Origin of the sequence: Saccharibacter sp. 17.LH.SD (assembly GCF_009834805.1) — a bacterium.
In the GTDB taxonomy this organism is placed as follows: domain Bacteria; phylum Pseudomonadota; class Alphaproteobacteria; order Acetobacterales; family Acetobacteraceae; genus Saccharibacter.
Window position 1 is genome coordinate 21,367 of sequence record NZ_WVHO01000010.1, and the last position, 18,440, is coordinate 39,806.

The window sequence follows — 18,440 nt, forward strand, 5'->3', positions numbered from 1 at the left end:
CTATCTCCTCCGATATAGTGCTGCCATAACGGCATCGTTATTAAGCTTATGATGCGTAAAAGAAGGCTGAAGGGACGTTGAAGGGATGAAACGCCATGTGATCTGCTGCGCAACCTTTGGAATAGATTGATCGGATTCATCGTTGACGACTATTTCATTACAGAATGTAATCATTCCTTCGACATCACGCATGACATTCCTCCTGTCTCTTTTGTGAAGAGAGATGGCTTAAATGGCATGTCCCTTTTTCGGATTGAGATGGACGTTCTGGAGATGGGATTGGATGATAGATAGGCTCTTGAATGAAGAGCTGTAATATGGCGCGTTTATTACGATTTTCCTGAGCGCGCTCTTCTAGTAGCGTATAAATTTCTGCCGGTGTTGGCATAAATTTGAAGCGACGCATTGCCTGTTTTGCCAGTTCGGTTCCCCAGGCAACGGAGGGTATATCTTCTGTGATCATAACGGAGGCTTCAAGCCAGGGAAGCATCCGCTCTGGAATGGGCGGGTTGGAAACAATAGCGCCTAATTGTAGATAGAGATTCTCTAATTGGCGTCTCCGTGTCTTTTCAGGCAAGAGAGCCATATTATGTTTCTCAATGCCCCGTAAAAGCATTATAGCTTCGTTATGAAGTTCTTGGCTTTTTCGGGTTTTCTGCCCATAGAACGTTATTCCATCAACATTTTTCCATTGACGTTGTTGAAGAGCATCATGCAAGGCAAGGCTGATCGTTTGTGGCGCGAGCTGAGTCATTTAAACATCGGCCCCCTTATTTTTTGTAATATAGGCTTTCTTTGCAGCATTAATCACCCATAGGCGGTTTTGCTCTGTTGGTGAGAGTGTGCGCGATAAATGGGGTGATGTACGGGTTGAATGACGATGGGGTGATTTGTCCCATTTTTGGAAGTCAGCACTCTTGCGGCACCATAAACGAAAAGCTGCATCCCAATCACATTTGATAGCGTTCTGTCCTGTTGCGCTATGCCAATAATCACGAAAATCCTCTACTTGTCGGTGTGGGTCTAGTCCATATTGACCAGCATAGTCGATTAGTTGGCTGTTGGCGTACCATGTCTGAGGGAGGCGAGAGCCTTGATGAGATGGCTCTGAGGATGAATTTTTCTGTGTTCGTTCAGGGAGTGAAGCACTCTGTTCTTCCTCTGATGGTGAGGGAGTAGGATCACAGGCTAAGCGTACCGAACCACGCCGGCCATCAGGAGCAGCAAGAAGAATTTTCTGTTGTAAAAGGGCCGTTTTTGCTCGAATAACAGAACGTTCTGAAAGACCCGTTTGGTGTGCAACAAGACGTGTTGAGGGGAATGCCAGTCCATTTTTATTCGCAAAGTTTGCGAGTACCAACAATACATGTTTCTGCGTAGGGGGAACAGGGACAGAAAGCGCCCAATTGATAGCATGAAGGCTCATGGCTCCATCTCTCCTGTATCTTTAATGGTAACGACTGTCTTTTGCTCAGAGAAATGACACGGGATGGCGCGGTATTCGACGGTAATATGCGCCGGAGAGGCATCTTTTATGATCCCAAGCCCATAAGGGGTGCGATAAACGCCTTGCACCCCGCGCTGAAACGCTGTGAGGCTCTCTATAAGGCTCGGGGCTCCACCACCTTCCAGGGCTTCTTGGCTTGGCTTTTCAACGCTCCAACGTTCAATACGAATATGAGCATATGAAAATGGCTTAGAGGGGATGTTCTGAGGCCCGCCTAATGCAGCGATGATTGTACCGCGCATAGCCTTTTTCATTTTGGTGTAGAGCGTCGCCGGCATAAATTTTTTTGCTGATTGCAGCGGATAAGGTGCCGGCAATGTAAAATGAATTGTTTGTTTCATGACAGTTATATTCTCAATGCACGACGGTAAGTGGTGAGAAGCTCTTCATAAGCATCGATTTCTTTTTGGTCACACGATCGAATATTGATGAGCTGCTTCATAATCTTCACGTCGAAACCGGCATGTTTAGCCTCAGTAAAGATTGTTTTTATTTCGGTCGTAATAGCGGTTCGTTCTTCCTCTAAATGTTCAACACGCTCAATAAGAGAAAGGAGGAGATCAACAGCAATGCCGCCTGTGAGGGTAGTACCTTTTGTCATGGAAGAGACCTCTTGATGAATAATGCCATCATCGCGGGGTTTCGTATTTTTACGAAAAAACTCGTGATGCTGATGATAAAGGAAACGTATTCTTGCGAGGGAAAGAGTGATTTATGTACCAGGGCCTTGATGAAAGGCCGTTATTTATGGCGCGATAGTAGGGGTAGGATAGGCCTTTCTTACTATGTCATGAGCAGAGTATAATGGGATTTATCTCATAGTGCAATAAAAATGGGATATATCTCAATTGTTCTTATTTATTTTTGATGCGAATATCCGAAGATATGAAAAATGAGCGCCTCATCCATGAAATACGTCAACGTATGGAAGATAAGGGGATAGGCCAGAAGAAACTGGCACTTTCTGCCGAGTTAAATGAGACCTACGTTCGTGATATTTTAAAAGGGAAATCCAAACGCCCAGATGTTTTTAGCATCGGGCGATTGGCTGTGGCTCTGGGCTGTACTGTGGATGAGTTAATCGGAATGCCGTCCTTCGACCACGCGCAGAGTGGTCATACCGTTAGTATTTCTAAAATATCGAGTGAGGCGCTTTATACGGAGGAGGAGGAGGCTGTCATTGAGCTTTGGCGTTCGCTCTTGCCGGACCAAAAAGAGCACTTGATCGGGCTTCTTGAAGCGATGATGCACCGGAAGATCGCTTGAGTCTTCGTTTTTCTGAGACATATCCCGCTTCCTTTCATTGTTGAGGGCTCAGTCCCGATTAGAAGCAGGATTCCTCTAACAAGTTGATTTATATCATTATTTAACGTTATTAATATTAATAGAAGTTTAATTTTTAAATTATTTTGTGATATATCCCATTTTTTCTTGCCTTATTATGGGATTTGTCACACACTCTTTCTTGGACATCATGCAATCGCTTGTGATGGCATGAGGAGGAGAGATCTTATGATCACTAAAAGCCCAATGGTCATTCAACCTATGTCAGATCAATATGCTCTAGAATTTGGTCAATTTCTTCTTGGTATTCACCCGCAAAGCCAAATGCTCTGTCGGCAATACAAAGTTGTGCAGGGTGTAAAAATATATATAGATCATATCTATGGAGTAATGTTTGATAAAAGTCGTAACCAATACGATAAAAACTTAGCAGAAGAATTTAGCAATTTAGCGATGATTATTGATGAAGAATCTATGCCAGCATTGATGACCTTTATTGATAGACAGCTATATTATGATAGCTCTGAAAATAAGCGTTTAGAAGCCGCCGATATTCGCCGTAAGATAGATTGAAAGTCTTTTAGAGGTTTATTGATAGGTTTTATGTAATACTGAAATAAGGATTACTTATATGTTGGACCGTACACACTTCTCTCCGGTAGAAAAATCAACTGTTCTAAAAGATAATATAAAACAGCAAGAATTATTACTGGATCGTGCATATAATGAAGCAAAATTATACCGCTTAAAGGGATGTTATGCAGATGCGAATAGAACGCTTGATCTTGTGAATAATATTAAGAATGATATTAATATATTAAAATACTCACAATAAAATATTTATTGAATTTTTCACGCTGCTTTCTCCTTAATTGGAAAGGGATGTTATGTTGTTTATTTTATATTCTATAATATTTTATATATTTGTTGGTCTATTTTTTGCTTTTCAATTTGTTTTTTATCGACAAGAAATTGTAAAAATACATAAGGGAACTATTTTTGTGGCTTGTTTTTTATGGCCTTTATTTCTTTTTAATGCCTTAATATATCTGAAACATTATATCAAAAGACAAAAATAGTGAAACATTCCTTTTTTTGATCATTTCACAGGTGTAAACCATTATTAATGGTCCTTCTGTTTAAATGTTAATGTAATTTTTCTTTAAAAGAGAAAATTATTACGATCGGTAATGTGTATTCTCTATTTTCCCAAGAAATAGGATACATGTTACCGATCTTACACATCATAGGAGTCTATGATGAAAATGGATTTTCTTCGTCACCTTTTGCCATGAAGTCTAAAATGTTAGAAGATTCATCGGGCTCCTCTAGTAGCTCTACATCACGTAACTTACGCTCTACCGCCCGTGTACGTTTGCCAGCTTCTTCCACAGTTCGTTTTGCGGTGTCGAGTTGTTTTCCTAATCTCTCCCAGACCTGACCATATTTCATAAATTCTGACTTTGCCGCACCAAGAACCTGCCAGACCTCACTGGAGCGTTTTTCAATCGCTAATGTTCGGAAACCCATTTGCAAGCTGGTGAGAAGTGCTGACAGCGTGGTCGGGCCTTGGATCATGATACGATAGGTTGCCTGAAGGTCACGTGCTAATCCAGGACGACGAATGACCTCTGCAAACAAACCTTCAGTAGGGAGGTACATAATGGCAAAGTCTGTCGTATGTGGGGGATGAATATATTTTTCGCTGATGCTTTTAGCTTGAAGGCGTACGGCTTTTTCAAGGGCTGAGCTGTAACGTTCTATCTCTTCAGGGTTGCCTGTATCTTGTGCTTGTAGAAGTCGCTCATAATCTTCGTGGGGAAATTTCGCATCAATGGGCAGCCATAGCGGTTCATCCGGCTGACTATTCCCCGGAAGTTTAACTGCATAATCAACAAGTTTATCGCTTCCTGGGAGAACCTTTACATTGCTCTCATATTGCTCGCGCGTCAGCATATCATCCAGCAACATTCCTAGCTGAACTTCTCCCCAACCACCGCGTGATTTTACATTGGTCAAAACGCGCTTGAGATCTCCCACACCGGTCGCCAGTGTTTGCATTTCTCCGAGGCCCTTATGGACTTGCTCTAACCGATCACTGACCAATTGGAAGGACTCGCCTAAACGCTTTTCCAATGTGCCTTGCAGTTTTTCTTCAACTGTTGCACGCATGCGTTCTAGCTTGTCCGCATTATCTTTTTGCAAACGCTCAAGAGATCCTGACACGGTGTCGCGCAGCTTTTCTTGAGCCGTTGAATGCGTTTCCATGAGCGCGCCAATACGCTCCGTCACAGCTTGGAGACCTTCTTTTTGCGTTTGGACACCTTTTTCCTGTGAAAGCGTTAAACGATCTGACAATTCGCGTAAGGCATCATTCGTCGCTTTCAATTGCGTTGTCTGTGTGTGGGAGAAGTTATCAACATGACGTTGTATCGATTCCTCAAGCCGTGCACGGTGATCTGACGCTTCTTTCCTCATGCTTGAGAGTTGCCCACTTTGAAAGGTGCTCAGCTCGTTCAAACGGCGATCCATCATGTGAGTTTGATTTGCTAAAACCTGTCGCGCATCATCGCGTGAAATATGCGCTTCGTCACGAAAAGACGCAGACAATTCTGATGAAATACGTTCCAATGCGGCTAAACGCACAGAAAGATCTTGCGACATAGGAGAGGGTCGTCCTTGCCGCAGTAAGACAATAAACACCATCAAGGCGATCACTAACATGATGACAAAAGGTGCAATCACCCACACATCCATAGCCGCTTCTCCTGCTTTTTAAAGGAATGCTACGGTTCTTTTAAAACGATTATGAAGGTATTGTCATGAAATTAAAAATAACGGTTAGTATGTGAGAGAGATTACTAACGATTTGATACATTCTATTTCTTTATAGATAAGGCTTTTGTCGCTGGTACATGTCAATAAGAAACAGCTTAACGCTTATTTGCAAAGATTCCGATATGGGATTGAATGATAAAACCATATCGGAATCTTAGGTACTATGATGCAGGAGCAGAAAAATTATGGATGGAAGGAGCGTTACGTGTATAAGGCTTCCATTCAGAAATATGAGAAGATGTTGGTGTTCCGTTTTTCACGAAATTGACCAGTGAGGCGTGCATAACATCACTGACCTTCACATCTTCATCGTCGAGCTTATCCTGCAAACGTGTTTTCACCGTCGCGAAAAAATAAGGAATATCAGAGGCATGAGCGGCCAATGTCTTACCTTCTTCACGAAGAGAACGCGCTACATAAGAGAAATGGTAGAGATAGACAGGTAAGTTTTGCTGAGAATAGACGTCAGCAATGTCCTTAGCCCCTCGAATCATCACACCATCATCTCCACCAAGATCCCCACTTGTTGCGCCAATCAGCAATGGAACGCGTGAGAAACACCCAGCTTGGTAAGCGTTGATAGGCGTCTGGGCAATGATACCGTCGGCAAAGGGTGGGCTATAATTACGGAAATTACTAAACATCTCCGCATAAGATTGCATACCGCCCACCGTGCTAAAGAGTTTTTTGAGATCAAGATCTCCAACAATTTTTTCGGCCGGAAGGTCATAAAGCTTTTTAAGGGCGTCTGGATCTTCAGGCGAAATACCGACCTCAGAGGCAAATTGTACACCAGCTTGCTCAACCTCTTTCAGGGTGCAGTTTCCAAGTGTTGCATCACCCCCAGATTGAATGACGGCTTGATGAAATAATCCTTGTGCTAGAGGGGAGGCGAGTAATGCATTGATAGACATCCCGCCAGCACTTTCACCAACAATCGTGACACGAGAAGGGTCTCCTCCAAAGGATGCAATATTTTGCTGCACCCATCGCAATGCCGCGATTTGGTCTAAAAATCCGTAATTGCCGAATAGCCCATGATCCGGGTTTTTTTGGGTTAGTTGAGGATGGGCAAATGTGCCAAAACGACCTACTCGGTAATTAAAACTGACAAATACGATATCTTGTGATGCAACATTCTCGCCGGAATAAATAGGAGGAGAGGCACCACCATTGACAAACCCACCTCCGTAAATCCAGACCAAAACAGGCAAGCTAGCAGATGATTGTGTGTCATTTTGTTGGGCAGGACGCCATACATTAAGGTAAAGGCAGTCCTCTGATGGTGTTGTGCCTACAGGAGCTGCTTCATCAGCAACAGGATTTTGCATAGCATCATGCTGAAATTGGGCAGCTTGATAAATGTCAGACCATGGTTTTACTGGCTGAGGCGCACGCCATCTTAATGATCCGAGGGGTGGTTGAGCAAAAGGGATGCCTTTAAAGGAATCTACGGCGCCTTCATGTGCACCTTGGACAAGACCAGATGTGATGCGCACTGTGGGATGAGACGTAGCAGACTCTTGTCCTGCTGAATGAGAGGAGGATGTAGGTGTCATACATATATTCCGTAGCAAAAATAGACATAATCTAATTTTTTGAGGAAAGAAGCCCAAAGACCAAAGGGCCATAGGTGCCATTTCTCACTACGGAATGATACGCATGCTCCTGAGAGATTTACAATGGGAAGTGTTAAGAAGTAGCTAAAGAAACCAACCTATTCCACCACAAGAACTCTATCAGGATCCACAAATCTTCCTGACATATTGATGGGTTGCATGATGGGAAGTTCTTCGCCCGTTTCTAGATCAATGAGCAAAGAATGGTGCTCATTAGCGCTGTATAAAAACTCTTCCCCCCACTGTCGCAGTGCAACCATAAGAGGGAAAAGCTTTTTGCCTCGATAGGTAAGGCGATATTCTTGATAGGCCGAGCCGCTTTTTGTCGGAGCCGTGTACATAATGTCATTTTCGACTAATGAGCGTAGTCGATCTGTAAGAATATTTCGTGCAATGCCTAAACTGGATTGAAATTCCGTAAATCGAGCCTTTCCATCGAAGGCATCGCGGATAATCAAGAGTGTCCAGCGGTCACCGATATGATCTAACGCTCGAGAAATCGGGCATATAGCCGCTGAAAAATGTTCACGTTTCACCATGGTTATCCTCCATACATGCGGCTATTCAATATTTTGGTAAATTATCAATGATTACTCTATGTATAATGAAAGAAAGAAAACTGCAACTACTTTTAAAAAATGAATGATAACATAGATTTACCTTTAGTAAGGTCGTTCTTATGGTAGGTGATTTTCAATATTATTTCAAAATAAGTATTTTTAATATTTAAATACTATTAATAAATAACTAAATATAGGTTAATATTTTACTTTTAAAGTAAATAATATACCACATTTTTTTTGATACTACTATTGTAATTGAAAAAATATTCAAATCCTTATAGGAGAGTTTTAATCTCCGTACCGGGAAAAATATTTTCTTTTTATTGTTTTTGAATAGATGAAAAAGTGTTACCTAGAATAAAGACATTGAGAGGAATTGGAGGCGATTCTCACTCTTCTTAACCACCAAACGCTCGAGTCATCGGTGGGTAGCCTTTGTAGAATAAAGAATAAGCGTTCATTCAAGGGCTATTAGTCGGGATGACTTGCTTTATATAGGACTTTTAACATGGCCAAAAATTCTCGCGGGCATGTAATCCCAGGCACATCATCGTCTGTTAAAGAGACAGCCGGTAGGGTTCTGGAGAAGGGTAAAGTAAGTTCTAAAGACGCCAAAAGTTTGGCTGGTGCAGTGATGAGGCATGAGCCTGCTCATGGAAGGTCGAAGAAGAAAAAATAGTTGATGGAGTGAGCGGTGTGGTGGACTTTGTACCGAGCTTTCCATAAAGTCACGAACAGGCTAGGAGCTCTTTAAAGCAGGGCTTCTGGCTTTTTTGATGTTTTGAATTTTTCAAAAAACATTAAGAAATAGGAGGCTTCTCCTTATTCACTTGGAATAGGGAGAAGCTGATCGTAACGGAAATTTCTTACTGAGCGTTTTCCCCAGAAAGGGTCTCGCGCACAAAAGCGCGGTAAGAACGCAATGGGTGCCCGATGAGCGCTTCAAGTGTTTCCTGTGTATCAGCACCCGGAATCATTCCGTAACGATGGAATGCACGGAACATCACGCGCAGGTCATGCGCTTGCCAACCTGGGATGAAGGACGCCATTTGCTCTTCAAACCGTGCGAGGTCATCACCGCCATATTGCACAGGTTGTTTAAGTTCTTCAGACCAGATTTTGGCAATTTCTTCACCTGTCAGTACGTCTGGACCAACAATTTCAATGGTATTGCGTGGTAATGGAGCGGGGGCTTTGTCGCGGCGTAGCAATTCATGCGCAGCAACATCAGCAATGTCACGGTCATCGACCATGGCGACACCACGTCCACCAACGGGCTGCGGGTAAAAGCCACTCTTGATGGCTTGGAGCAACATCAGGTCATTTTGGATGAAATAAGCAGGGCGGAGGACTGTGGCTGGAATATCGTAGCTGTCAATAACGCGCTCAACAAGCCCTTTCCCAGCAAAATGCGGCACATCGGCGAAGAGTTGGCTGTTGAAGACAGAGAAATAAACAATACGCTTAATGCCCGCTTCACGTGCGAGATCAAGTGTTGTGAGAGCCTGTGTTACCTCGTCAGGAAGAACCGCATTGATGAGGAAAAGAGTATCTACACCTTTCAAAGCGGCACGAATGGAGGGAACGTCTGTCATATCCCCTTGAACGGCTTCAACACCGTCACGGGCCTTTACCTTGCTGGTGTTACGCGCCAGCGCTTTGATTGAGACGCCTTTTCCGACCAAACGATCAATGACGAGAGACCCTATACGGCCTGTTGCCCCTGTTACTAAAATTGTCATGATAAACTCCCAATAGCGAGAAATAAGGTAACGTAGCGCGTTCAAAACCAGCCAACTGTCGGAGAAAAAAAACCTTTTCACAACGCTGGCCGAGCCCAAAATTAGCCCGTTCCATCACCTATGTGGTGATGAGGCGATTGTAGTCAATCGCAGGCACAAAACAATGAGAGCCTTAGAGTGGGAATGAGATGCTTACTTTACATTAGGGATTCTCTGATGGAGTAAATGGTCTCCAAAAAGGTAAAAGTCTTAGAAAACCGCCATAAATAACCTAATATTTCGAGTGCCGTCTTGTAACTTAAGAAAAGATAAATACATCTACGCGACCGTCTGTCTCACAAAGAGACATGTCATTTTAAAAGGGTTGATAGCATGAATACGCCATTTAAATTTGATCAATCAACAAAACACGGGAAGTTTTCCGGCGGGTTCGGAGTGGAGATTCTGTATCCAGGTCTGGCCCTTTCAAGAACTGATAGTGGACTAGGGGCCATTGGTAAAATTGATCATGCCAGTTTCCATCCAGGTTCTATCGTTCCTATGCATCCGCATAAAGATGATGAGATCTTGACCTACATGAGAAGCGGGGAGATCACGCATCGCGATACGGTCGGGCACGTTGAAACCGTAACACCTCAGCGTCTTATGCTGATGAATGCAGGTCATACGTTCAAACATGAAGAGACCATTGAACCTGCTGGCGGGAAATTGAAAGCACTACAGATTTTCATGAGACCACGTGAGGCTAATCTTAAGCCAAAGGTGCAGTTCCATGATTTCGGCAATGCTTACAGCGTAGATCAATGGCGTCTTATTGCAGGGCCTCATGACGCTCCTCTGATCTTGCGGGCTGATGCGTCCATTTATGACACACGCTTAGAAGCTGGAGAGACATTAGCTCTTCCTCAGCCACCAAAGGGAGAAATTCGGCAGCTTCTCTATGTCTTTGAAGGTGAAGTGACCGTTGCTGGTCATAACCTTAAAACGGGTGAGAGCCTTTTGCTGGATGGTCATGTTCATGATGTCGAAGCCATCAAACAAAGTGACCTCGTATTATTTGTGACCGATCTTGATGCGCCGATCTTCAAAGGCGGGCTTTTTAGCGGAAACTTGTTCCAAACCAATAACCTGCGTGCTTAAGCCTTCAAAGGCGGGCTTGCTAGAATCCCACTTGCAAGCTCGTCCCTAGAACAATGGCGTTATGGTAGGTTCGTGTTGCTCCAGGGCGGATCACATATTGGATATCAGGTGTTAGGATTGTTCCTGGGGCAATATGAGCTCCGTATTGAGCTTCAAGGATGCCTGTATGGCTCTGCGCTCCTGGAAGGCCGGCCATACGTATGCGTTGGCTAAGCCATGTACTTTGTTTAGACCATATAAAGAGAACACCGATCCGATCCAATGGACGGCTTTTCCAAAACCCACGATCTTCAAAACCCACTAAACCCATATCTTGATAGATAGAAATCTTATTATCTGAATGGTCGTAGTTGAAGAAAAAGACTAGTCCCCCATTCGGGGCTTGCGTCTGACGGATGAGCATAATATCGCCACCAGCCCATGCGGCAAAAAAACCTCGATGATTTAAGGCTGGACCACCTTCTAAAGCCATCAGATGTCCATGTTGGTTAAGGGCGACATCACTTGCTTGAGATGTGGAACCATAAAATCCTGCACGTAAATGGATCGGCTTATTATCTTTTCCCCATTGGGGGGTCCAGCCGAGCTCAAAAGGGAACATAACGCCGGTGACACCGTGGCTCGACCAATTGAAACCGGAACGCCCTCCCAAGAGGCCACCAGCAGCATTAATCCCTGTTCTAACGTAAATATTGTGAGGAAGTGTTACGTTTGCGTAAAAAGACCAATTATTTTGCGGTGGCATAACAAATGCCCCCTGACTTCCACCTGTAATGGCGCGTGGAGCAGGACAAAAGCCGAACGATAGAAAATCACAATAAATGGGTGATGAGTTAAAAAGCATAGCAGAGCCCATACGGCCTGCCATCAGGTCTAAATGGTTATGGAAGAGTTTTTGTTCAACAAAAGCGTAACCTAAATGAGCAATAACATCGCCGCCTGCGCCGTAAATTTCGTTTTCGTTGAAGACACTATCGCCAACATAATCACGCCCTACGGGGCGTCCAGTTCTATTCAGTAAAAAGATATGAGTGCTAAATCCTTTTAGGCCCGCCAATACTCCCCAATCAATATCCAAACCAGCCGATATTTGTCCTGCATAATCCTCACCATGGCGCATACCGCCTGAGACGTTCCCAACAATCATGCCAAGATAATTAACGCTTAGTACAACACCATGATCAGCTAAAAACGGTTTAAGGCCCCACCAACTTCCCAGCAAAGCGTCATCATATTGAGTACCAGGACGAATAGAAGAGGGCTGTTTTAAGATAGGCCAGGTCGCATAAACAGCAGCCATCTGCTCATCTGCGCGTTGAATTTGCTTTTGTTGTTCCAAATAGTCACGATAAGCGCTTTTAGAAACGATCTGAGAGTGTGATTTTCTTTCGTGAATTCTGATTTTTTGATGGCGTTCTAACCAACGGTCATATGTATCTGCCATCGCGTCATCGGCTTGAGCTGATATAGAGGCATCGTTCTCGTTGTGTGTCAAAGAGTTGTGTGAAGAATAAGGGCGATCAGAAGCGTATGATGCTATATCAATGGAAGACAAACCGATAATAACAGCGAAAAATATAGCAAGACGCAGCAGAATCATGGATAAAGGAACATCTCTTATTCTCACAAGAAATACCCTGCTTCATAACAGGTTGAAGCAGGGTATAAAGAAATCAAGATTTCTTGTCAGCTACAATATCAATATCGACGCCAACTTGTAGTGCAACCCATTGTCCAGTTGCCCAAGGACCTTGGCCAACACCAAAAGCGGAGCGCACGAGGTCAAGATGACCCTTAGCATGTGCTGTATTATTCGTAATATCTAATGTGAAAGGCAGTGTTTCTGCTTGGCTAACACCCTTAATGGTTAGGGTTCCGACAGCCTCGTAAGCATTTCCGCCCTTCGCTTTAAAGCTTTTTGCTTCAAAGGTCGCTTGAGGAAATTTTGACGCATTAAACCAATCACTGCCTGGCATAGCACCGTCACGCTGAGCATCGCCCGTTGCAGCGCTAGCAATATCAATATTGATTTTTGCGTGACCAGCTTCAGGATGAGCTGGGTCAAAAGAAATCGTACCGTCAAACTTACCAAAATGACCAGAGAAAGGGTTCCCTGTCTGGACGCCTGAGAAGCCAATTTTGCTGTGTGCTGGATCCACTGTCCAATCAGATGCAAAAACAGGGGTTGCCGCTAAAGACCCAAGAGCGAGCGCCATAACGGACGCTTTTTTTAAGAAAGTCATGCTATTAGTCTCCTTGCTGCGTTGCTTTCCGACCAAAGGCTGGGAGCATTTGCCGCAGAACATTGTCACGCAAAACATAATGATGAAAAAGAGCAGCGGCCGCATGTACGAGAATAAGAGCGGTCAGGATCCATCCACCCCAATGATGGGCAACTTTTAACGCTGCTTCAACAGGGGCTTTGTTGGGCAATGTTGCAAGAACAGGCAGATCTGGCCAATGAACAGTTCCATACAATACCGTCGGAATTCCTAAAACGGACACTGAAACCATCGCCCACCCAGTAAGCGGCATGAAAATCTGCAAACCATAAAGGCCGAGTTGTGCCAAATGAGCAATCAAACGATCGAATGGTGGTACACTCGCAGGAAGTTCAGGGGGCTTATGGGTGATGCGCCAAATGATGCGTAATACGATCAGGAACATCACGGTAATACCGATTGACTTATGCAGCTGATAAAGCTGGAAAAGTCGCATAGGGTTGAGTTGGAGATGATCCATCACCAACCCTATAACAATCAGTATGATGATACCAAGAGCGACCAACCAATGAAGGATGATCGCTCCTTTGGTATACCGTGTTAACCCATTCGCCTGACGAGCAGGCATTGACATAAAATTAGTCCTGTTTTTCGAAAGCACCAGCAATGCGCAATGTCACGGCATCGCTCACGTAAGGAACATACATTTTTACGCCAAAGTCGCTGCGCTTAATGGTACCTGTTGCTTCAAAGCCTGTTGTGTACTTCTTGTCGAGTGCGTTAACACCTGCGCCAATGAAGTGAACTTTCAATGTTTCTGGCTTTGTAACACCATGAAGTGTCAGGTTACCGGTCACAATGGCATCGTTCTTGCTCACGCGACGAACGGATGTTGATTCAAATGTAGCATTTGGATACTGAGCCGCATCGAACCACTGGTTGCCCTTAAGTTCTTCGGTCAGCTTGGCGCTTGTTGTTTGGATGGAATCAACAGGGATCGTAACAGACAGTTTGCCTTGTGCAGGGTTCTTTGCATCAAGTTGCAACGTACCAGAAACGTTTGAGAACAGACCCTGATAGTTCGTGAACCCGAAGTGAAGAACCGAGAAGCTCACCTGTGTGTGGCCTGGCTCAACATTATAGGTGCCGGACTGAACCTGGCTTGGGTTGGTGACAACCTGAGCAGAAGCTGAATGTGGAACGGCAGAGGCAACAGCAAGGGCTGCGAGAGGAAGAAGGAAAAAACGGGTTTTCATAAAAAAACTCTTTATTCTAAATGTTCAACACAGAGACACACCTGATTGTTCTTTCCGGGGTTAACCGAAAAATCGATAATGCGTCCTCGATGATTAAGAGGTAGGGGAAACTTAACTGGGAGTAAACAGCAACGAGAGAAATTCATTGTTTCCAATTTGTACCAGTATCACGTGCTGAAAAACTTCCTTCTATCAGAGAGTTAACACTCTTTTGTTGCAAAGATAGAATGTAAAAAGACCGAAAAGAATGGCGTAAAAGTAGGAAAAATGACATTCTTTCACGCTGTTTATTCGAGAGCTTATGCTTAAAAAAACTGGATATGAGATTTAAACCCAAGCATAGCGGCATCCTTTAAACGCCGCTGCATTCCTGGATTAAAATAATATTGAAAATCCGGGGCAAACATCACACCCGGCATTACGTGGATACGATAGGTCGCTTCAAGTATGGCTCCCCAGCGTTGCACACCGTAAGATCCCCATAAAAGTGGTGCCCCGCCTGTTTGGTAAATGGGATTTCCTGCCGCTGGCGCCATCCCATGCTCAATTTGGAAACGTTGCGCACGACGTGTGAAGCGGCTCGACCCTGTATAGGAAAAAGCAACACCGATAGTATCAAGCGGGCGAGCAGGCCAGAACCCTGTATCAACGAGGCCGAAAGCATACAGCTTACCACGCATAGCAATGTCAGGTTTGTTCCAATAAGCATCGGCAAAGGCAATCAGGCCGCCACCTTCTTTGTCTTTTGTATGATGCCGAAAGATCATTTGATCAGCCAACAACCACATCCCCCAACCAAAGCGATGCACATTTCCGGTGCCTGGAATAGCCTGACCAGCACCCCAGCATGTGGGGCAATCTGGAATAGATAGGCGTGCTTCGTCTCCATGGCGTCGCCTTGGTGGATTATAGACGCCTAAATAATGATTGGATGTATCTGGAGCAAAGCCGAACTTGTAATGCCCTTGTAAATTATCTCTACCAAATCGAGGTTCCCAGCCCACTTCTACCGGAGTGAGAACCCCATTGATATTGGCACCATTAAATTTGAAGCCTGTCCGATTTTCACGAACGCCATAAATGCCGCGTTCTGGGAAATAGACTCCGACCTGAATGTATGTAGTGTTCGTCGGACGCGCACGAACACGAATAGCCCATGATGATTGCGGGTATGATGACCGTGTATAGTTATCTGTGGCGGTTTTAGGGTTTCCACAAAAAGAATTATTTTCAAAGTTACAGTAAATAGGGCTGTTGCTAAAATCACTCAGCATGGACATACGTCCAGCGGCGATATTTAGGCGCCCCCCCCACAATGTTTCTTCACCATAAAGAAAGACAAGATGGAAGAAGACATTTCCACCACCACCATAAATTTCCTGGCTTGGGTTTACATTATCTCCAAACATTTTACTGGCCGAAATACCATAACGGCCGACACCAATCATATGTGTTTGAAATCCAGGGATACCGGCCAGTTTATACCAGTCAATATCATTCTCAAAGCTATATTGCCCTGTGTTAGAAGAGCCTTGCTTTAAGCCTAAACCTCTCGTCTGTTTTGTGATAGCTCCAGAAAACTCATTTGTCGTATCCAGCATAATAGCGACGCCACGTTGCCTTAACCACGTATTCCAACGCATATCGGGCAGTAAAGATTCGGGGTGGGGCAAGGGAGGCCCGTCATCACTCGAAGCGGCTTTTGAATTGAAAGGAATATCTACACGATCCATCAACTCATGGCCATTCTCACCATAGGCTCCAAATTCTTCATTAGGATAGTTTGAATAAGCTTTTGGATGATCATTGATCTTAACGGGAGTAAGAGAACTAGGCGATAAATGGGAAGCCTCTCTCTTTGGAATACCTCGTCTTGATGGAATAAATATATGGCGTTTTTGGTTATAGTGCTGCGTCATGTGGTCACGACGCTCCGATAAGGCGTGTGACCTCTGACTTCGGTTCGATGTTAGAACTTCAACTGCGTGCGAAGAGTCTGTTCCATGAGCAGGAGAAATGGCTGACGATAAACTCAACAGGCACAGACAGATTTTGTAGGGCCATACTCGTCTTTCGGGGAAAATACTCTTCTTAGTCCCGGTGCAGCGCGAAGGACGTACTTCAATAGATACTGCCATTTCTCAAGCCCCCAACAGAACGACTCTGCTTTAATGGAGAGGGATTATAAAATAAAATTTATACCTGTCATAAAAAATCATGAAACTTAGGAAATTATATCTCATTCCTTGATAAAAGCCTCTAAAAAAGCAAATTCTCATCAATCAAAATAACAGGCTGATAATGTCTGAATTTTTGGAGATTCTCAGGCATCTACACGGAAAAAGTAAGCGTTTTGGATGCCTTCAGCAATGAGAAGACCATAAGTGATAACATATCAGTATTGCGCCTACGTCAAACAATCTATTTTCATAGACGCCAGCAAATGTGAACACGATATGCTCAATAAGTAATTTTATTCTGTTTCCGTGGAAGGGACTCTCAGGACCTCTCCTTATTTTAAGAAGGAGAGGTCCTGAGGAGAGGTTATACTTTATGCACTCTTAAGCGCGCAGGAGCGAGGCAGACACTGTATCCTGGAAAGGTCCCTCTTTTCCCTCTGTGCTTGCAAGATAGGGGCCCGCCTGCAAAATATGTACGCTTAACACCCGTGAAACGGCAGATCTCTCAACAGGTAAAAGCGCAGCGCCATTGGTCCAGCGGCAATGTGATTCTTCCATAACATCCCACCCAGGCAAGGACGCATCATGGAAGGGAGCTTCAATTTCCGTGTAATCAGTTCGCTGGAACAGACGAATATCATCGATCAAAACACCAAGGTTCCGTCGGTCATCTACGAAAGGTCCGATGACCTCTGAAGGACGCGCCGTCCGTGAGATAAGCTGAACCTGATCAATATTCTCAGGTAAATGGAAGAGATAATGATCATTCCGAACACGGTAGGGGCGAATAACGTCACCGGCCTCCGTCACCAAGTGAAGGTCAGGATCATTCACTGTCGCAGGGGTGGAATAATGAACACCTGCGCGCTGTGCAATCTCCTGCCAAACAGGCTCTACAACGTTACGGCTTGTCTCAAGAGGGGCGGCAGCATCACGCTCCCATGTCTTGACATATTGCTCGGACAGTTCTGATGAGTGCGCATTAATTTGCGCAACCACGTTGAACATCTTCCGAGACCCCGTGTCCAGATAGGTCTCAGAGAGGGCATCATTCGCCCAGACGACAGCATGCTCTTCCGTTTCGATATGATAAATATCATACTCGGTGACGTCTTCCTGATAAGCAATCGACACACCATTGACGAGCATCCGCACAGGGATGAACATCCCATTCAGGAACATACAATGTTCAGGAGTGACGAACAGATCCTGAGACGGAACCCCATCTGCAAGAGCATCTTTTTTGATGCACACAGGGTAATCAACAAAACCATTATGCGCATTAGGGCGCACATAAAGATGTTTTTTCCCTACCCAGCGAAGAGGGTGTTCTTCTGCCTTGCCATTCTGATAGGTCAGAACAGTGTCGCCCTCCTTGAGTGTTTCAACGGGTACGTCGCCGCGTGGGGTACGAATTAAAGACCCGGCTAAATAGCAAGGTTTAAATGGCTTAGTAGGATTAGGGTTATTCGGGTTGTTATTTGTCCCTCCAGGAATATTTTCCTCTGTAAATCTAAGATTATCCAGAGTATAGATATCCGGTCTTCTCCATCCCCCATAGTAATGGGTGATAGTTTTCCCCACATACTTACTTACATCAGCACTTGAATTGGCAAACATGTACCAATCATGGTCAGAGCCATAATTAGGACCTAGAGGATTACCAAAAAAATCAGTTCCCCCCGGTACCGATACAGGAGTGTAACTCTGAACAATGACAACGTTAGGATCGTTGGATGAGAATTCTCGAGAAATAGGGAAACTCACTACGTTCCCATTACCATAATCAATAGTCGCCGTATTCCCGCCTGTCTGAGGGTCATTAGGCGAAATGGTAACGGTAGCAACAGCGACGGTATTCCCATTCGATCCCAGTACGTACTGCGCCTCACCTTGATAGTAAGGGTTATCGCTCGGGAGGGTCGTGTAACCAGGTGTAACTCCCTGCTCAGTATACCCAGCTTTGAGCTTGAAAACGGTATACTGGTGCGGCTGTTGGTCTGTAGGTAAAACTGATGGCACGAGGAACTCCCCAACAATAACAAATTTCGCTTAGGCTAAGAGGTCACTTTGTCTCTAATATGACGAA

General features: G+C 44.5%; 18 protein-coding genes and 1 pseudogene. 4 read left to right on the plus strand and 15 right to left on the minus strand.

The window, feature by feature from the left end; genetic code table 11:
* From GS501_RS04705 to GS501_RS04725, 5 genes are read right to left on the minus strand one after another with little or no spacing between them, the layout of a single operon-like run.
* Window positions 1-192 carry a hypothetical protein gene (locus GS501_RS04705; RefSeq protein WP_160830730.1) on the minus strand — a complete coding sequence of 64 codons (192 nt, stop codon included), beginning with the start codon at window positions 190-192 and terminating at the stop codon, window positions 1-3.
* On the minus strand, window positions 185-754 hold the full coding sequence (locus tag GS501_RS04710; RefSeq protein ID WP_160830731.1) for a hypothetical protein: 570 nt from the start codon (window positions 752-754) through the stop codon (window positions 185-187). The genes GS501_RS04705 and GS501_RS04710 overlap by 8 nt, the downstream gene beginning before the upstream one ends.
* Window positions 755-1,426, minus strand: a complete 672-nt coding sequence (locus tag GS501_RS04715; RefSeq protein ID WP_160830732.1) for a helix-turn-helix domain-containing protein — start codon at window positions 1,424-1,426, stop codon at window positions 755-757.
* Window positions 1,423-1,848 carry a hypothetical protein gene (locus GS501_RS04720; protein ID WP_160830733.1) on the minus strand — a complete coding sequence of 142 codons (426 nt, stop codon included), beginning with the start codon at window positions 1,846-1,848 and terminating at the stop codon, window positions 1,423-1,425. Before GS501_RS04720 ends, GS501_RS04715 begins: the two co-directional genes overlap by 4 nt.
* A 5-nt stretch (window positions 1,849-1,853) precedes the next feature.
* Window positions 1,854-2,108, minus strand: coding sequence for a DUF2312 domain-containing protein (locus GS501_RS04725; protein ID WP_160830734.1), 255 nt, complete (start codon window positions 2,106-2,108; stop codon window positions 1,854-1,856).
* Window positions 2,109-2,431: 323 nt separating this feature from the next.
* Here GS501_RS04725 and GS501_RS10115 point away from each other — a divergent pair.
* The 3 genes and pseudogenes from GS501_RS10115 to GS501_RS09860 all read left to right on the plus strand — a co-directional run.
* Window positions 2,432-2,581 (plus strand): annotated as a pseudogene (locus tag GS501_RS10115) (helix-turn-helix domain-containing protein); the annotation flags it as partial.
* A gap of 438 nt (window positions 2,582-3,019) precedes the next feature.
* Complete coding sequence (locus tag GS501_RS04735; RefSeq protein WP_160830736.1) at window positions 3,020-3,364, plus strand: hypothetical protein; 345 nt, start codon at window positions 3,020-3,022, stop codon at window positions 3,362-3,364.
* Between the two features lie 58 nt (window positions 3,365-3,422).
* Window positions 3,423-3,626 (plus strand): hypothetical protein, encoded by a 204-nt coding sequence (locus GS501_RS09860; protein WP_202405345.1) that lies wholly within the window; start codon window positions 3,423-3,425, stop codon window positions 3,624-3,626.
* 419 nt (window positions 3,627-4,045) lie between these two features.
* Here the strand turns inward: GS501_RS09860 and rmuC are convergent, their stop codons facing one another.
* From rmuC to GS501_RS04755, 4 genes are all read right to left on the minus strand, one after another.
* Window positions 4,046-5,548 carry a DNA recombination protein RmuC gene (gene rmuC / locus GS501_RS04740; RefSeq protein ID WP_202405319.1) on the minus strand — a complete coding sequence of 501 codons (1,503 nt, stop codon included), beginning with the start codon at window positions 5,546-5,548 and terminating at the stop codon, window positions 4,046-4,048.
* A 242-nt stretch (window positions 5,549-5,790) separates the two neighbouring features.
* Window positions 5,791-7,188: a carboxylesterase/lipase family protein gene (locus GS501_RS04745; RefSeq protein ID WP_160830737.1), complete on the minus strand. Its 1,398-nt coding sequence runs from the start codon at window positions 7,186-7,188 to the stop codon at window positions 5,791-5,793.
* 158 nt (window positions 7,189-7,346) lie between these two features.
* The gene (locus GS501_RS04750; protein ID WP_160830738.1) at window positions 7,347-7,787 is read right to left on the minus strand and encodes a helix-turn-helix domain-containing protein; all 441 of its coding nucleotides are present in this window, start codon (window positions 7,785-7,787) and stop codon (window positions 7,347-7,349) included.
* A gap of 890 nt (window positions 7,788-8,677) precedes the next feature.
* A complete protein-coding gene (locus GS501_RS04755) occupies window positions 8,678-9,553 on the minus strand; it encodes an SDR family oxidoreductase (RefSeq protein WP_160830739.1) in 876 nt (291 codons plus the stop codon).
* Window positions 9,554-9,925: 372 nt separating this feature from the next.
* On the opposite strand from GS501_RS04755, the gene GS501_RS04760 reads away from it, so the two are divergent.
* Window positions 9,926-10,693 (plus strand): pirin family protein, encoded by a 768-nt coding sequence (locus GS501_RS04760; protein ID WP_160830740.1) that lies wholly within the window; start codon window positions 9,926-9,928, stop codon window positions 10,691-10,693.
* 19 nt (window positions 10,694-10,712) lie between these two features.
* On the opposite strand, the gene GS501_RS04765 is transcribed toward GS501_RS04760, so the two are convergent.
* The 6 genes from GS501_RS04765 to GS501_RS04790 all read right to left on the minus strand — a co-directional run bounded on the left by GS501_RS04765 (window position 10,713) and on the right by GS501_RS04790 (window position 18,373).
* Window positions 10,713-12,293, minus strand: coding sequence for a carbohydrate porin (locus GS501_RS04765; protein WP_160830741.1), 1,581 nt, complete (start codon window positions 12,291-12,293; stop codon window positions 10,713-10,715).
* Window positions 12,294-12,366: 73 nt separating this feature from the next.
* Window positions 12,367-12,936 carry a YceI family protein gene (locus GS501_RS04770; RefSeq protein WP_160830742.1) on the minus strand — a complete coding sequence of 190 codons (570 nt, stop codon included), beginning with the start codon at window positions 12,934-12,936 and terminating at the stop codon, window positions 12,367-12,369.
* 4 nt (window positions 12,937-12,940) lie between these two features.
* Complete coding sequence (locus GS501_RS04775; RefSeq protein ID WP_160830743.1) at window positions 12,941-13,549, minus strand: cytochrome b; 609 nt, start codon at window positions 13,547-13,549, stop codon at window positions 12,941-12,943.
* A gap of 4 nt (window positions 13,550-13,553) precedes the next feature.
* Complete coding sequence (locus GS501_RS04780; RefSeq protein WP_160830744.1) at window positions 13,554-14,171, minus strand: YceI family protein; 618 nt, start codon at window positions 14,169-14,171, stop codon at window positions 13,554-13,556.
* Between the two features lie 305 nt (window positions 14,172-14,476).
* The gene (locus tag GS501_RS04785) at window positions 14,477-16,090 is read right to left on the minus strand and encodes a carbohydrate porin (protein WP_160830745.1); all 1,614 of its coding nucleotides are present in this window, start codon (window positions 16,088-16,090) and stop codon (window positions 14,477-14,479) included.
* A gap of 642 nt (window positions 16,091-16,732) precedes the next feature.
* Entirely contained in the window at window positions 16,733-18,373 is a 1,641-nt protein-coding gene (locus GS501_RS04790) for a Hint domain-containing protein (protein ID WP_160830746.1), read from the minus strand.
* Window positions 18,374-18,440: the final 67 nt, after the last annotated feature.

Excerpts from the sequence above, each read along its gene's own strand:
- GS501_RS04705 (WP_160830730.1), bottom strand. The coding sequence starts at position 192 with ATGCGTGATGTCGAAGGAATGATTACATTCTGTAATGAAATAGTCGTC.
- GS501_RS04710 (WP_160830731.1), bottom strand. The coding sequence starts at position 754 with ATGACTCAGCTCGCGCCACAAACGATCAGCCTTGCCTTGCATGATGCT.
- GS501_RS04715 (WP_160830732.1), bottom strand. The coding sequence starts at position 1,426 with ATGAGCCTTCATGCTATCAATTGGGCGCTTTCTGTCCCTGTTCCCCCT.
- GS501_RS04720 (WP_160830733.1), bottom strand. The coding sequence starts at position 1,848 with ATGAAACAAACAATTCATTTTACATTGCCGGCACCTTATCCGCTGCAA.
- GS501_RS04725 (WP_160830734.1), bottom strand. The coding sequence starts at position 2,108 with ATGACAAAAGGTACTACCCTCACAGGCGGCATTGCTGTTGATCTCCTC.
- GS501_RS04735 (WP_160830736.1), top strand. The coding sequence starts at position 3,020 with ATGATCACTAAAAGCCCAATGGTCATTCAACCTATGTCAGATCAATAT.
- GS501_RS09860 (WP_202405345.1), top strand. The coding sequence starts at position 3,423 with ATGTTGGACCGTACACACTTCTCTCCGGTAGAAAAATCAACTGTTCTA.
- rmuC (WP_202405319.1), bottom strand. The coding sequence starts at position 5,548 with ATGGATGTGTGGGTGATTGCACCTTTTGTCATCATGTTAGTGATCGCC.
- GS501_RS04745 (WP_160830737.1), bottom strand. The coding sequence starts at position 7,188 with ATGACACCTACATCCTCCTCTCATTCAGCAGGACAAGAGTCTGCTACG.
- GS501_RS04750 (WP_160830738.1), bottom strand. The coding sequence starts at position 7,787 with ATGGTGAAACGTGAACATTTTTCAGCGGCTATATGCCCGATTTCTCGA.
- GS501_RS04755 (WP_160830739.1), bottom strand. The coding sequence starts at position 9,553 with ATGACAATTTTAGTAACAGGGGCAACAGGCCGTATAGGGTCTCTCGTC.
- GS501_RS04760 (WP_160830740.1), top strand. The coding sequence starts at position 9,926 with ATGAATACGCCATTTAAATTTGATCAATCAACAAAACACGGGAAGTTT.
- GS501_RS04765 (WP_160830741.1), bottom strand. The coding sequence starts at position 12,293 with ATGATTCTGCTGCGTCTTGCTATATTTTTCGCTGTTATTATCGGTTTG.
- GS501_RS04770 (WP_160830742.1), bottom strand. The coding sequence starts at position 12,936 with ATGACTTTCTTAAAAAAAGCGTCCGTTATGGCGCTCGCTCTTGGGTCT.
- GS501_RS04775 (WP_160830743.1), bottom strand. The coding sequence starts at position 13,549 with ATGTCAATGCCTGCTCGTCAGGCGAATGGGTTAACACGGTATACCAAA.
- GS501_RS04780 (WP_160830744.1), bottom strand. The coding sequence starts at position 14,171 with ATGAAAACCCGTTTTTTCCTTCTTCCTCTCGCAGCCCTTGCTGTTGCC.
- GS501_RS04785 (WP_160830745.1), bottom strand. The coding sequence starts at position 16,090 with ATGACGCAGCACTATAACCAAAAACGCCATATATTTATTCCATCAAGA.